Origin of the sequence: Sulfitobacter sp. AS59 (assembly GCF_038899995.1) — a bacterium.
Taxonomy (GTDB): domain Bacteria; phylum Pseudomonadota; class Alphaproteobacteria; order Rhodobacterales; family Rhodobacteraceae; genus Sulfitobacter.
On sequence record NZ_JBBMQK010000003.1, the window covers coordinates 296037 to 308900 of the forward strand.

A 12864-nucleotide genomic window follows, 5' to 3' on the forward strand; every position below is an offset into this window, starting at 1 on the left:
GACCATCCTTTACGAAGATTTAGCTATCCTTAACCAAACGCGCGCCCTGCAAAGCAAGACGCGCGTTTCATTCTAAGCTCAGGCTAGATTTCAGACGACACGGCCATGGCAATGTTTGAACTTTTTACCCGACCCGCAGGGGCATGGATCATTGCGCGACGGGTTTCCCCAGGTCGTCGGATCATCCTCTTTGAAACCCTCTATTGCGGCTTCATTTTCAACAGCCGGTGCCGCAGCGGGGGCTTGGCTTGCCTGCATCTGGGCAACCATCTCGCGCTGTTCTTCTTCGGTCATTGGCCGTATCTGACCCAGCTTTTGGGTAACATCAGTCCGCAAACTGTCGAGCATTGATTCAAACAGCTGAAAGGATTCGTTTTTATATTCATTCAACGGATCGCGTTGTGCATAGCCGCGGAAACCAACAACCGACCGCAAATGCTCTAGCGTCAGCAAATGGTCGCGCCATTTCGCATCGATCGCTTGCAAAAGAACCTGCTTTTCGATGTTGCGCATGTTCTCGGCACCGAACTGTTCTGCCTTTTTCGCCATCTGTTCTTCGCAGGCCTCGGTCAGGCGCTCGCGGATCACTTCGTCATCCACGCCCTCTTCCTCACACCATGCGGCAACAGGCAGATCAATGTTCAGCTGTTCCAGAACGGCCTGCTGGAAACCCGCTGTATCCCATTGATCGGCATAGGTTTTCGGGGGCATATACTGGTCAATTAGGTCGTCGATAACCTGTTCGCGCATGTCCGACGTAATCTCGGACAGGTCCGCAGCTTCCATGATGTCGCGACGTTGGCCAAACACAACTTTGCGCTGCTCGTTCATCACGTCATCGAACTTCAGCAACTGTTTGCGAATGTCAAAGTTACGGCCTTCGACCTTGGCCTGCGCGCGTTCAAGCGACTTGTTGACCCATGGGTGAATGATCGCCTCGCCCTCTTTGAGGCCCAAGGTTGTCAGCACTTTCTCAAGCCGTTCTGACCCGAAAATACGCATCAAATCGTCTTCTAGCGACAGATAGAAAGACGAACGCCCGGGGTCACCCTGACGGCCAGACCGACCGCGCAACTGGTTATCAATCCGGCGGCTTTCGTGGCGTTCGGACGCCAGAACATACAGGCCGCCAGCCTCGATCACTTTCTGCTTTTCATCGGCGTGCTCTGCTTCGATCTTGGTACGAATGGCAACCGGATCGGCGTCGGGGTCCGCATCAAGCGCTTCCAGCACTTTCAATTCGACGTTGCCGCCCAGTTGAATGTCGGTCCCGCGACCGGCCATGTTGGTGGCGATGGTCACAGCACCAAACTTGCCCGCGTCTGCAACAATCTGCGCTTCTTGCTCGTGCTGGCGTGCGTTCAGAACATTATGCGGAATGCCGGCTTCCGTCAGCATCTGGCTCAGCATCTCGGATTTCTCGATAGACGTCGTCCCGACCAGGCAAGGCTGACCCTTGGCATGGGCGACCTTCACCTCTTCAATCATCGCCTGATATTTCTCAAGCGCGGAACGGTAAACTTGGTCGTCATCGTCAATACGGGCGACGGGGACGTTCGTGGGAACGACAACGACACCCAGACCGTAGATTTCCATAAATTCTTCGGCTTCGGTTTCGGCAGTACCGGTCATCCCGGCCAGCTTGTCATACAAACGGAAGTAGTTCTGGAAGGTCACCGATGCCAGCGTCACGTTCTCTGGCTTGATATCAACGTTTTCCTTGGCTTCAATCGCTTGGTGCAGGCCGTCAGACAGACGGCGGCCCGACATCATGCGGCCAGTAAATTCGTCGATCAGCATGATTTCACCATCACGCACGATGTAATCTTTGTCGCGCTGGAACAGCTTATGCGCGCGCAAACCTTGGTTCACGTGGTGCACAATCGACGTGCTTTCGGGGTCATACATAGTCAGACCTTCCTCAAGCAGACCGCGTTTATGCAGCTCAGCCTCAAGGAATTCGTTCCCCTCATCGGTAAAGGTCACGTTGCGAGTCTTTTCGTCCAGTTCGTAATGGTCTTCTTGCAGCAGCGGGATCACGTCATCGACGATTTTATACATCTCGGAGCGGTCTTGCGATGGGCCAGAGATAATCAACGGTGTACGCGCTTCGTCGATCAGAATGCTGTCGACCTCATCCACAATCGCAAAGTTGTGGTGACGTTGGAAAATCTGGCTAAGCTCAGATTTCATGTTGTCGCGCAGGTAATCGAAACCCAATTCGTTATTCGTGGCATAGGTGACATCGCAATTATAAGCGGCGCGTTTGTCTTCCTCGGTCATGTTCGACACGGCTGCACCGGTTGTCAGACCCAGCGACGCAAACACCTTGCCCATCCAGTCAGCATCGCGCTGCACCAGATATTCGTTCACCGTAACGATATGCACACCCTTGCCGGTAAGCGCGTTCAAATATGCGGCCAACGTCGCGGTCAGGGTCTTACCTTCACCGGTCTTCTGCTCAGAGATATTGCCCTGATGCAGGAAAATCGCCGACATCAACTGTGTATCAAAGGCCCGCAAACCCAAGGTGCGGCGCGCGCCCTCGCGGCAGTTCGCGAAGGCCTCGGGCAGCAGGTCGTCCAGGCTTTCGCCATCCAACGCCCGCTTGCGCAGCTCTTCTGTTTTCTCTTTCAGACCTTCGTCGGTCAAAGCAAGAAATTGATCTTCCAGCGCGTTGATTTGCTCAACCAGCGGGCGGGTCGCCTTGATTTTGCGGTCGTTGGGTGTCCCAAAGACTTTTTTGGCGAGTGTTCCGATGCCCAGCATGTAATCTCCTGCCGAAGTTATGATCTATAGCGCTGATCTGCTTGCCGAGCCGCCGGACAACCCCTAGATACATGGCTGAACCAGCGCCAAAGCCGCGCCCATAGGGCGATGTAAGGGCCGTACCAAACCGTGTCAATGTGCAGCCCCCCGTGGCGGCCAAACCTAGGACAGATACATGCAGAAAACCCTCACTTTCTTGGCCCCCCTTTTCGTTGCCGCATCGCTTGCCCTGCCCGTCGCAGCACAAGACGAGGTCAAAGCCGATACAGTCGTCGCGACGGTCAATGGCACGGATATCACCCTTGGCCACATGATCATTGCCCGCGCCACCCTGCCCGAGCAATATCAGCAGCTTCCACCCGAGGTGTTGTTCAAGGGAATTCTTGACCAGCTGGTGCAACAAACCGCGCTCTCCCAAAGCTTTGAGGGGCAACTGCCTGCACGTGTCACCATGTCAATCGAGAACGAGCGCCGCCAACTGGTTGCAGGCGAAGTGATCGAAGAAAACATGGCCGCCGAAGTGACCGAAGAGGCCCTGAAAGAAGCCTATGAAGAAACATATGGCTCTGCCGGACCTACGGATGAATTCAACGCCGCGCATATTCTGGTCGAAACCGAGGAAGAAGCCCAAGCCATTATCGCCGAAGTCGAGGCAGGTGCCGATTTTGCCGAGGTCGCAAAAGAGAAATCAACTGGCCCGTCAGGCCCCAATGGCGGCAGCTTGGGTTGGTTTGGCCCCGGCATGATGGTCCCGGAATTTGAAACGGCTGTGGTCGCGCTGGATGTTGGCGCAGTGTCCGAACCGGTTCAGACCCAGTTCGGCTGGCACGTTATCAAATTGACCGACAAACGCCTGAAAGACGCGCCTGCGCTGGAAACAGTAAAAGCCGAGCTTGAAACCCAGATCCGTCAGATCCGCGTGCAACAATCGATCGAAGAGATCACAGCCGCCGCAGAGGTTGATCGCGCCGCCGCCGAAGGCATCGATCCCGCAATCCTGACCAACCTTGGCTTGCTGGAGTAACTCAAGATGGGCAAGGTAACTGCTGTTTCCCCCCTCGCGCCTGCGCAATTCCCCGATCTTCCTGTCATTGACGGGGTGCGCTTTGCGACAATCGCCGCTGGTGTCCGGTATCAGGGGCGCACCGATGTGATGCTGGCCGAGCTGGCACCGGGGTCGACCATTGCCGGCACCTTTACCAAGTCCGCAACACGCGCGGCACCGGTGTTGGATTGCCAGGCCAAGATCGGCGGCACCTCGGATGCCGGTGCTGCCATTTTGGTGAATTCGGGCAACGCCAACGCCTTTACCGGCAAGGGCGGGGTTACTGCGGTCGAAGCGATCACCAAAGCGGTCGCAGAGGTGTGTGACATCCCGCAATCGCGGGTGTTCACGTCCTCAACCGGTGTGATCGGTGAACCCTTGCCCCATGATCGGGTGACCGCCGTGTTATCCGACCTCAAGGCCAAGCTTGCCGAGGATGGTATCGCCGATGCTGCCAAGGCGATCATGACCACCGATACCTTTCCAAAAGGGGCCAGCGCAAAGGTCACGATAGGGTCTAAAACAGTCTCTATCGCAGGGATTGCCAAGGGTTCTGGTATGATTGCGCCGGATATGGCCACCATGCTGGTCTATATCTTTACCGACGCGGTGGTCAGCCAACCCGCGCTTCAGGAAATGCTGTCCAAGCACACCGATACGACGTTCAACTGCATCACCGTCGACAGCGATACGTCGACCTCTGACAGTTTGATCCTGGCCGCAACCGGTGCGTCTGGCGTTGATGCCAGCGACAGCGAAGAATTTTCGGACGCGCTGCATGATCTGATGCTGAACCTTGCGCATCAGGTCGTTCAAGACGGTGAAGGTGCGACCAAGTTCGTCGAAATCGCGATCACCGGTGCGGCCACGGACGAAGACGCCAAAACCCACGCCATGGCGATTGCCAATTCCCCGCTGATCAAAACAGCGATTGCGGGTCAGGACCCGAACTGGGGCCGCGTTGTGATGGCCATTGGCAAATCCGGTGCCGCCGCCGACCGTGACCGCCTGTCGATCCGGTTCGGTGATATCGAAGTGGCCAAAGACGGCTGGCGCAGCCCGACCTATTCAGAAGACGCCGCCGCCGCCCATATGAAGGGCCAGAACATCGTGATCGGCGTCGATTTGGGCCTAGGTGACGGTAAAGCAACGGTTTGGACCTGCGATCTGACCCACGGCTATATCGAGATTAACGCGGATTACCGTTCGTGAAGACGGTATTGGTTTCGGCGGTCGCCCTGATCGACGTGGACGGGCGCGTGCTGTTGGCGCAGCGCCCAGCCGGCAAATCTATGGCCGGGCTATGGGAATTTCCGGGCGGCAAGGTCGAAACAGGCGAAACCCCCGAGGCTGCCCTGATCCGCGAGCTGCAAGAAGAGCTGGGCATCGACACATGGGCGTCTTGCCTCGCCCCGTTAACCTTTGCCAGCCACAGCTATGACGATTTCCACCTGCTGATGCCTCTTTTCGCTTGCCGCAAGTGGGAAGGAACACCCCAAGGCCGTGAGGGGCAAAGGTTAACGTGGGTGCGTGCAAATGCCCTCAAAGACTACCCAATGCCGGCGGCAGACGTGCCCCTAATCCCCATTCTCCGCGATTGGCTTTGACCCTGAAAAGGTTGATCTTTTTGATCAACTTTCGCCCTAAATCGTGATTTTTTTCTAGACAGGTTAATCATTCCACTTATAAGTGAAAAGGTTAACACTTCTGGGGGGAATTGGAATGCTACGCACAATTACAATCGGGTCGACAGTGTCAGTTCAAGGCATTTACGTCTGCGACATGCCTGATGGCCGTGTGTCGGTAAAAGTTGATAACGACGTTTACGTCGGCAAGCCGATCGCCGCTAAAAACTAAGCGGGTCCACGAAACTTTGAACTATTTGATGTGGCTGCGCGTTAAAGCCGAAGCACATCAACAGGTTCAAAATGAAACCCGACAGCGTAACAATTATTCTAAACAGTGGGTCTGGCCGTAAAGACGGCCAAACCCGCAAGACATCGATTGAAGATCGGTTCAAGCATCACGGTATCAAAGCCAAGTTTGTTGCCTTTGAACCGAACAGCGATCTGAAAAACATCGCCAAGGATACAGCACAATCAGACCCTAACACGGCGATTATCGCCGCCGGTGGCGATGGCACCATCTGCGGCGTGGCGGCGGGCCTGCATGGTCTACCCAATCAAATGGGGATTATCCCTTCGGGCACTTTCAACTATTTCGCGCGGTCGCTGAACATCCCGGAAACGGTCGATGACGCCGTAGACGTAATCGCCGCCGGTCTGACACGTGACACGGACATCGCCATGATCAATGACAGGGTATTCCTGAACAACGCCAGCATCGGTGCCTATCCCGCGATTCTGCAAACCCGCGAGGGGGTGTATGAAAAATGGGGGCGCAGCAGAATTGCGGCGTATTGGTCCGTCGCCAAGGCATTGGCCCGCTTTCGATCACCGCTAAAGCTGACCATTACCGTTGACGGCAAGTCCTTCAAACACCGCACGTCCCTTGTTTTCGCCATCACCAATGCGTTCCAGCTTAGGGAAATGGGGCTGAATGGCGAAGAATGTATCGAAAACGGCGGTATGGTGTTGCTAATCGCACCCGATACGAACCGTTGGAAACTATTCAAACACGCGGCATCATTGGCCCTGGGGATTGCAAAACCTCAGACGGATTACGAAATGCACTGCGGAAATGAAATTGACCTCGACCTGCGCAGCCGCGCGCGACCCGTTGCCTGCGATGGCGAGCTGTCGCGCATGAAGGGGCCGTTCAAATTGCGCATGCAGCGCAATGCGCTGACGTTGATTGTGCCTGCCGGTTCAGAAACGGCGGTAAGATGAGCAGGGTAATCCACCTCTCTGACCTGCATTTCGGTCGGGACCGTCCCGATATACTTGGCCCGTTGCAGGACAGCGTGAACGGGCTAAACGCTGATTTGATGGTGATATCGGGCGATCTGACACAGCGCGCCCGCCACCATCAGTTTGAAGATGCGAAACAGTTCATAGGCAAGATTACCGCGCCCGTTTTAACGGTACCGGGCAATCACGACATCCCGCTGCACCGGCCCATCACCCGGTTTTTGGCGCCATTTCTGCGCTATAAGCAGTGGATCAATGCCGACCTGACCCCACAATTTGAAACTGATGATATGGTCGTCATCGGGATCAATTCCGTCGATCGCTTCGCATGGCAGGCCGGCCGTCTGTCAGCGCGGCGGCTAAGGCATGCTTGCACCGCCATGGAACGCGCACCCAAACACAAGGCGCGGATCATCGTCATGCATCATCCGCTTGAACATCCGGTACAGACCAAAAAGAAACCCGCACGCGGGGCCAAGCAGGCCTTGGATCAACTGCTGTCTGGCGGTGCCGACATGATCTTATCAGGGCACCTGCACGCGTGGCACGCCGAGAATTTCAAGGTGACGTCTGGCACACACAGCGCCGTTCAGCTGCATGCAGGCACAACCCTATCAACCCGCCTGCGCGGGGAGCCGAATGATTTCAACGTGATAGATATATCGCCCGCGTCATTCGACATTCAGCGGCTTAGCTTTGTTGAAGAAAACCAACGGTTTGAAACGACAGAAGCCCGACATTTCAGCCGGGCTTCTCTCAATTCCTGATCTCGACGCGGATTAGTCGAGCGTACGAACAACTTCTTCACGGGTGAAGATTTCGATAACATCGCCTGCGCGGATGTCTTCGTAGTTTTCGAACGCCATACCACATTCCTGGCCGGACGGTACTTCGGCAACTTCGTCTTTGAAGCGCTTGAGCGTTTTCAACGTGCCCTCGTGGATCACAACGTCGTCGCGCAGCAAACGTACACCAGCGGCGCGGCTTGCCTTGCCTTCGGTGACCAAACAACCTGCAACCTTGCCAACACCGGTCACTTTGAACACCTCTTTGATCGACGCATAGCCGATAAAGTGTTCGCGGATTTCGTTGCTCAGCAGGCCACTTGCTGCGGCTTTTACGTCGTCAACCATGTCGTAGATGACCGAGTAATAGCGGATCTCGACGCCTTTTTGGTTTGCAGTCGCGCGGGCCGATGAATTGGCCCGTACGTTGAAACCAATGATTGGCGCGTTCGATGCTTCGGCCAGACCAACATCGGTATCGGTGATCGCACCAACACCCGAATGCAGAACCCGCACGCGGACTTCGTCGTTGCCGATTTTTTCCATCGCCTGAAGGATCGCCTCGGCAGAACCTTGAACGTCGGCTTTGATCAGCAATGGCAGCTCGGACACATCTGCATCAGCTTTGGCATTCGCCATCAACTGTTCCAGCGTCGTTGCAGCACCCGCCGCAGCACGTTTGTCTTTGGCAGCTTTCTCGCGGTATTCAGCGATTTCGCGTGCCTGTGCTTCGGTATCGGTCACGTTCAACACGTCGCCCGCGCCAGGTGTACCGTTAAGGCCAAGAACCTCAACCGGGACAGAGGGGCCGGCTTCTTTGACGCGTTCGCCCTGATCATTGATCAGCGCACGCACCTTACCGTACTGTTCGCCCACAACGAAAATGTCGCCTTGGCGCAGCGTGCCGTTCTGAATCAGAACAGTCGCCACAGGACCACGGCCCACATCAAGCTGTGCTTCGATCACGGCACCAACGGCGGCGCGATTTGGGTTCGCTTTCAGTTCCAGCAGTTCCGCTTGCAGCGAAATCGCCTCAAGCAGTTCATCAAGGCCCTGACCCGTCGTGGCCGAGACTTCGACGTCCTGTACTTCACCAGACATCTTTTCAACGATGACTTCGTGCTGCAGCAGATCGGTGCGCACTTTGTCAGGGTTGGCTTCGTATTTGTCGATCTTGTTGATCGCCACGATCATCGGCACTTTGGCCGCTTTAGCGTGGTTAATCGCTTCGATCGTTTGGGGCATCACAGCGTCATCCGCCGCAACAACCAGCACAACAATATCAGTCACTTGCGCACCGCGCGACCGCATCGACGTAAACGCGGCGTGGCCGGGTGTGTCGAGGAAGGTAAGCGCCTGACCGTTGTCGGTTGTCACCTGATAGGCACCGATGTGCTGCGTGATACCGCCCGCTTCGCCGGACTGAACCTTGGCTTTGCGGATCGCATCCAGCAACGATGTCTTACCGTGGTCAACGTGACCCATGATCGTGATAACCGGAGGACGTGTGACCAGATCTTTCGGATCATCCATCTCTTCTTTGATCACGTCTTCGACGTCAGCATCGGAAACGCGAACCACTTTGTGGCCGAATTCTTCGATGATCAGTTCCGCGGTATCGGCATCAATCGTTTCGTTCTGCGTTACCATCATGCCGTTGTTCATCAGCGCCTTAACGACAGCACCAACACGTTCCGCCATGCGGTTTGCCAGTTCAGAGACAACAATCGCCGGGGGCAGGTTCACGTTGCGCACGACCTTTTCGCGCTCAACCGTGCCGCCCATCGCCTTTTGACGCTGACGTTCCTGCTTGCGCTTCATCTGCGCCATTGAACGCTGACGGCCGCCTTCGCCACCGGTCAACGCTTGGCTAACTGTCAGCTTACCAGAGCGACGGTCGTCGTTGCCCTTGTTGCGCTTGTTGGTTTCCTCGCGGTCGCCTTCTTTTTTGCGGACCACGGGGGCTGGTGCGCCACCTTTGGTGTTCGGCATCTTGGCCGATGCGGGCTGCGCTGCGGGCGCAGGGGCTGCCGCTGCAACAGCTGCTGCTTCGGCTTCTTGCTTGCGGCGCGCATCCTCTTCGGCTTTCGCCTTCAGGCTTTCCTCGCGCTCGCGCTCTTCCGCCTCTTTGGCATCGATCTCGGCACGACGGCGCTCGCGGTCTTCGGCGCGCGCTTTTTCTTCAGATGCACGTGCTTCCGCTTCTTCCGTCTCGCGGGCGCGGGCAGCTTGAACAGCCTTCAGGCGGCGTTCCATTTCGGAATCTGTGATACCTGCCGGGCGTTTCTTGGGATCCCCAAGAGACGGGTTTGACCCCGTGCCGGTTTTGGCACCCACAGGTTTTGGCACCACAACGCGCTTGCGCTTGGTCTCGACCACGACGTTTTTGGTACGCCCGTGGCTAAAGCTTTGCTTTACGTTACCCGGGCGCGCAGGCGCGCCACGCAGGCCCAATGTCTTTTTGCCGTCACTATCGCTCATCTAGCTCGTCTATCCTTTCGGGTGACCGTTGCCACCCTCGTTTATGCGTACGCCTCTTAGCCGTTGGGCCTCCTCTACAACACGAGAGGTGAGTCCACCAGAGGCGAGCGCCCCATGTATCACAGTTTGGCGACCGAATGCCAAACCCAATTCGTCTGCCGTCAGCCAACCAATGTAATGGCCAAAGTGCGGCGTGCTTAATTTCGACTTACCGCGACCGGATCCATCAACTGCTTGGATCAGAACTTCGGCTTCTTCCATCTGCAGCCAACTTTTGACCTTTTCGTATCCCGCGACGGCTTTGCCAGCCTTGCGTTGCAGCGAAATCAGGTCGACCACACGGCGGACAAGTTGCTTTTCAACCTCGTCTACCAATCCTTCATCAACCTTAACAGCCTGTTTAGCCGCGCGGGAAAACAGGCCTTTCTTTACGGCCAGCAACAAGGCGTCGCGATCTGCCGCCACATACATACCCCGACCGGGAAGTTTCCCCAGAATATCCGGGAAAACCTGCATGTCAGGGCCGACGACGAAACGGATCAGCCCGTTTTTAGGCTGCACTTCGCCCGTGGCGATGCATTTCCGCTCAGGACCGTCTTCTCGATCTTTAGAAATGCCACCACGCACCATATCGTTCTCCAAGGCCCTGCGATCAGGCCTCGGCCTCCTCGTCTTCTGCGCCGTCAATGTCTTCTTCGACTTCGGCTTTCTCAAGCTCGGCCGGGTCAACCCAACCCAGCAATACGCGGGCTGTCATGATCAGGTGCTGCGCTTCTTCCAGCGACATGTCAAACGGTTCCAACGTGCCGTCGTCTTTGGTCCGAACGCCGTCAACTGTGGTCCAGCCGCCGGCCAGCTCCCAGTCTGCGCATGTTGCAAAGTCTTCCAGCGTTTTCACATCGTCTTTTGCCAACGCCTCAATCATTTGGGGTGTCAGACCTTCGAATTCAATAAGCGTGTCATCCACACCCAACGCACGGGCTGCATCCAGCGCCGCTTTGTTTTGCGCTTCCAGCACATCACGGGCACGGGCCTGCAATTCGCCAGCGGTTGCTTCGTCAACACCGTCGATCACCAGCAGTTCGTCAACTTCGACATAGGCGACTTCTTCAAGGTTGGTGAACCCTTCGGATACCAGCAACTGAGCAAAGAATTCGTCCAGATCAAGGTTGTCCATGAACAGCTTGGTGCGCAGTTCAAACTCGGCCTGACGGCGCGCGCTTTCCTGCTCTTCTGTCATGATGTCGATGTCCAGACCGGTCAGTTGCGACGCCAAACGTACGTTTTGACCACGACGGCCAATCGCAAGGCTCAACTGCTCTTCTGGAACGACAACTTCGATTTTGCCGGCTTCTTCGTCCAGAACAACCTTGGACACCTCAGCAGGCTGAAGCGCGTTCACCAAGAATGTTGGCTGGTCTTCGTTCCACGGAATGATGTCGATTTTCTCGCCCTGAAGCTCGTTCACGACGGCCTGAACACGGCTACCGCGCATACCAACGCAAGCACCGACAGGATCGATGGAGTTGTCATAAGAGATCACAGCGATCTTGGCGCGCGAACCGGGGTCACGGGCCACGGCTTTGATCTCGATGATGCCATCATAGATTTCCGGCACTTCCATCTTGAACAACTCGGCCATGAATTCTGGCGCAGTCCGGCTCAGGAAGATTTGCGGGCCACGCTGTTCGCGGCGCACATCCTTGATGTAAACGCGGATACGGTCGTTCGGGCGATAGGATTCGCGGCCGATTTTCTCGTTGCGGCGCAAGATCGCTTCGCCAGCGCCCACATCGACGATAACGTTGCCGTATTCCTCGCGCTTGACCAAACCGTTGATGATCGTGCCTGCGCGGTCTTTGAATTCTTCGTACTGGCGGTCACGCTCGGCTTCGCGCACCTTTTGCAGGATCACTTGCTTGGCGGATTGTGCGGCAATGCGGCCCATTTCAACTGGCGGCACTTCTTCGCTGAATTCCTGACCCACTTCTGGGTTGTCCATGTACTGCTTGGCTTGCTCGACCGTGAACTCGGCCTGATAGTTCTCAAGCTCGTCATCGGCCACAACGGTGCGCACGCGGGTGAATGTTGCGCGGCCTGTCTTGCGGTCAATCGCCACGCGAATGTCCATCTCAGCGCCATAGCGGGACTTCGCCGCCCGGGCGAGCGATTCTTCCATCGCTTCGACCACCAGATTGGGGTCGATCATCTTTTCGCGGGCAACAGCCTCGGCGGTTTGCAGCAGTTCCAGCTGGTTGGCAGATGTAATGGCCATTTAGTCGTCTCCCTCGGTGGACCCTTCGGTCTCGATGTCATCGAATTTGGTTTCGTCAATTGCGCCCGACGCCTTGCGTTGGCGCAGCATTTCTTTGATCAGATCGTCGGTCAGGACCAGTTTCGCGTCCGTAAGCCAGTCGAATTTCAGGCCAATCGTGCCTTCTTCGACGTTGATCAGAACCTCGTCCCCGTCGATCCCGGCCAGCGCACCCTTAAAGCGGCGGCGGCCATCAATCAGATCACCGGTTTCAATCTTGGCCTCATAGCCTTCGAACATGTCGAAATCCTTGAGACGCGTCAGAGGTCGGTCAATGCCGGGGCTGGAAACTTCCAGCGTGTATTCTTCGATGATCGGGTCTTCTACGTCCAGCACGGCGCTGACGGCCTGGCTTACCAAAGCCAGTTCATCAACTTCGATCCCGCCATCGGGGCGGTCGGCCATAATCTGCAACGTGGTCTGTTTCCCCGACATCAGGCGGACGCGTACCAGTTCAAACCCCATATCCTCGATCACCGGTGTGATGATCTCGGCCATGCGGCGGTCAATGGCGGCTTTAGCAATCAGGTCGTTGTTCATAGTCTCTCTTATCATCCTGCAATTTTCAGCAGGCATAAAAAAACGGGCGCGCGGCCCGTG

General features: G+C 56.3%; 11 protein-coding genes. 6 read left to right on the forward strand and 5 right to left on the reverse strand.

The window, feature by feature from the left end; all coding sequences use genetic code 11:
* Positions 1–90: 90 nt before the first annotated feature.
* Positions 91–2769, reverse strand: a complete 2679-nt coding sequence (gene secA / locus WNY39_RS08895; protein WP_342845205.1) for a preprotein translocase subunit SecA — start codon at positions 2767–2769, stop codon at positions 91–93.
* Positions 2770–2944: 175 nt separating this feature from the next.
* Between secA and WNY39_RS08900 the strand changes: the two genes are divergently transcribed.
* From WNY39_RS08900 to WNY39_RS08925, 6 genes are all read left to right on the forward strand, one after another.
* A complete protein-coding gene (locus tag WNY39_RS08900) occupies positions 2945–3793 on the forward strand; it encodes a peptidylprolyl isomerase (protein ID WP_342845206.1) in 849 nt (282 codons plus the stop codon).
* 6 nt (positions 3794–3799) lie between these two features.
* The gene (gene argJ, locus WNY39_RS08905; protein WP_342845207.1) at positions 3800–5026 is read left to right on the forward strand and encodes a bifunctional glutamate N-acetyltransferase/amino-acid acetyltransferase ArgJ; all 1227 of its coding nucleotides are present in this window, start codon (positions 3800–3802) and stop codon (positions 5024–5026) included.
* The gene (mutT, locus tag WNY39_RS08910) at positions 5023–5421 is read left to right on the forward strand and encodes an 8-oxo-dGTP diphosphatase MutT (protein WP_342845208.1); all 399 of its coding nucleotides are present in this window, start codon (positions 5023–5025) and stop codon (positions 5419–5421) included. The genes argJ and mutT overlap by 4 nt, the downstream gene beginning before the upstream one ends.
* A 115-nt stretch (positions 5422–5536) precedes the next feature.
* Positions 5537–5671, forward strand: a complete 135-nt coding sequence (locus WNY39_RS08915) for a hypothetical protein (RefSeq protein ID WP_341232761.1) — start codon at positions 5537–5539, stop codon at positions 5669–5671.
* Positions 5672–5742: 71 nt separating this feature from the next.
* Positions 5743–6663 (forward strand): diacylglycerol kinase family protein, encoded by a 921-nt coding sequence (locus tag WNY39_RS08920; RefSeq protein ID WP_342845209.1) that lies wholly within the window; start codon positions 5743–5745, stop codon positions 6661–6663.
* On the forward strand, positions 6660–7451 hold the full coding sequence (locus tag WNY39_RS08925; protein ID WP_342845210.1) for a metallophosphoesterase: 792 nt from the start codon (positions 6660–6662) through the stop codon (positions 7449–7451). The genes WNY39_RS08920 and WNY39_RS08925 overlap by 4 nt, the downstream gene beginning before the upstream one ends.
* 12 nt (positions 7452–7463) lie before the next feature.
* Here the strand turns inward: WNY39_RS08925 and infB are convergent, their stop codons facing one another.
* The 4 genes from infB to rimP are packed head-to-tail and all read right to left on the reverse strand — an operon-like array spanning position 7464 to position 12804.
* Positions 7464–9950: a translation initiation factor IF-2 gene (gene infB, locus WNY39_RS08930; RefSeq protein WP_342845211.1), complete on the reverse strand. Its 2487-nt coding sequence runs from the start codon at positions 9948–9950 to the stop codon at positions 7464–7466.
* Positions 9951–9959: 9 nt separating this feature from the next.
* The gene (locus WNY39_RS08935; protein ID WP_342845212.1) at positions 9960–10580 is read right to left on the reverse strand and encodes an RNA-binding protein; all 621 of its coding nucleotides are present in this window, start codon (positions 10578–10580) and stop codon (positions 9960–9962) included.
* 22 nt (positions 10581–10602) lie between these two features.
* Entirely contained in the window at positions 10603–12225 is a 1623-nt protein-coding gene (gene nusA / locus WNY39_RS08940) for a transcription termination factor NusA (RefSeq protein ID WP_342845213.1), read from the reverse strand.
* Positions 12226–12804 carry a ribosome maturation factor RimP gene (gene rimP / locus WNY39_RS08945; RefSeq protein WP_341232767.1) on the reverse strand — a complete coding sequence of 193 codons (579 nt, stop codon included), beginning with the start codon at positions 12802–12804 and terminating at the stop codon, positions 12226–12228. It abuts the gene before it with no gap.
* Positions 12805–12864 lie beyond the last annotated feature (60 nt).

What these genes read in the sequence shown, in the direction of transcription:
- WNY39_RS08935 (WP_342845212.1), bottom strand. Translation starts at nt 10,580, where the DNA reads ATGGTGCGTGGTGGCATTTCTAAAGATCGAGAAGACGGTCCTGAGCGG.
- infB (WP_342845211.1), bottom strand. Translation starts at nt 9,950, where the DNA reads ATGAGCGATAGTGACGGCAAAAAGACATTGGGCCTGCGTGGCGCGCCT.
- WNY39_RS08925 (WP_342845210.1), top strand. Translation starts at nt 6,660, where the DNA reads ATGAGCAGGGTAATCCACCTCTCTGACCTGCATTTCGGTCGGGACCGT.
- rimP (WP_341232767.1), bottom strand. Translation starts at nt 12,804, where the DNA reads ATGAACAACGACCTGATTGCTAAAGCCGCCATTGACCGCCGCATGGCC.
- secA (WP_342845205.1), bottom strand. Translation starts at nt 2,769, where the DNA reads ATGCTGGGCATCGGAACACTCGCCAAAAAAGTCTTTGGGACACCCAAC.
- WNY39_RS08920 (WP_342845209.1), top strand. Translation starts at nt 5,743, where the DNA reads ATGAAACCCGACAGCGTAACAATTATTCTAAACAGTGGGTCTGGCCGT.
- WNY39_RS08915 (WP_341232761.1), top strand. Translation starts at nt 5,537, where the DNA reads ATGCTACGCACAATTACAATCGGGTCGACAGTGTCAGTTCAAGGCATT.
- argJ (WP_342845207.1), top strand. Translation starts at nt 3,800, where the DNA reads ATGGGCAAGGTAACTGCTGTTTCCCCCCTCGCGCCTGCGCAATTCCCC.
- WNY39_RS08900 (WP_342845206.1), top strand. Translation starts at nt 2,945, where the DNA reads ATGCAGAAAACCCTCACTTTCTTGGCCCCCCTTTTCGTTGCCGCATCG.
- nusA (WP_342845213.1), bottom strand. Translation starts at nt 12,225, where the DNA reads ATGGCCATTACATCTGCCAACCAGCTGGAACTGCTGCAAACCGCCGAG.